Annotated in this window: 1 protein-coding gene; it reads left to right on the top strand. The window is 63.0% G+C overall.

The genetic code is table 11. From position 1 onward, the window contains the following. Positions 1-1,253: efflux RND transporter permease subunit (locus ABLE43_RS23150; protein WP_348980283.1), on the top strand; the 1,253-nt coding region annotated here is incomplete at both ends.

The raw sequence follows: 1,253 nt of genomic DNA, 5'->3' as shown, positions 1-1,253 counted from the left end.
GAAGGCGCGGTGCTGGTCATCGTCGTGCTCTTCCTGCTGCTCGGCAACTTCCGTGCGGCCCTGATCGCGGCGTTGGTCATCCCGATCACCATGATGCTGACAGGCTTTGGTATGCTGCGCGCTGGGGTCTCGGCCAATCTGATGAGCCTTGGGGCTTTGGACTTCGGTCTGATCGTCGACGGCGCCGTCATCATCGTTGAAAACGCGCTGAGGCGGCTTGCCGAACAACAGCATCATGAAGGTCGCTTGCTGACCGTCAAGGAACGGCTTGCGACCGTGGCAGCCGCCGCTCGCGAGATGATCCGCCCCTCGGTTTACGGGCAGGCAATCATCATCCTCGTCTACGTACCGCTGCTCACGCTGACCGGCGTGGAGGGTAAAACGTTCGGACCGATGGCGCTGACCGTCATCATCGCGCTCGCCTTCGCCTTCATCCTCTCTCTCACCTTCGTGCCGGCGATGATTGCGATCTGGCTGTCGAAGAAGGTCGAGGAGAAGGACGGCCGCATCATCACGTGGCTGAAGAAGCGCTACGAACCCGGTCTCGACCGGGCCATGAAGCGCCCGACGCTGACGATCGGTGCGGGTGTGGGAAGCCTTGTGGTGGCGGCGCTTGCTTTCACTACGCTCGGCTCGGTGTTCCTGCCGCAGCTCGACGAAGGCGATTTGCTGATCCAGTCGCTCCGCATTCCGGCAACGTCGGTCCAGCAGAGCCAGGCGATGCAGGTGCCGATCGAGCGGATGATGTCGAAGCAGCCGGAGGTGCAATTCGTCTATTCCAAGACGGGCACCGCCGAGCTGGCGGCCGACCCGATGCCGCCGAACGCGACCGACATGTTCGTCATCCTGAAGCCGCGCAAGGATTGGCCGGATCCTGAGCTTCCCAAGGAGGAGCTGGTCAGCCGGATCGAGGGTAATCTCGCGAAGATTCCGGGAAATGCCTACGAGATCACCCAGCCCATCCAGATGCGCTTCAACGAGCTGATCGCCGGCGTGCGCGGCGACATCGCGGTGAAGGTGTTCGGGGACGACTTCAACCAGATGAACCGGACGGCCGAGCAAATCGCGGCGGTGCTGCGCAGAACGCAAGGCGCAGCGGACGTGAAGGTGGAGCAGACGACCGGTCTTCCCATGCTCGACATTCGCGTCAACCGCGACGCGATGGCGCGGTTGGGCGTTACGGCTCAGGATGTGCAGGACACCGTGACTGCGACGATCGGCGGGCGAACATCGGGCCAGATCTTCGAGGGCGA

The sequence above is a fragment of the Sphingomonas silueang genome, assembly GCF_040049155.1.
GTDB lineage: Bacteria > Pseudomonadota > Alphaproteobacteria > Sphingomonadales > Sphingomonadaceae > Sphingomonas > Sphingomonas silueang.
The sequence above is the reverse complement of the archived record's forward strand: the minus strand, read 5'-3'. Positions and strand labels throughout refer to the sequence as shown.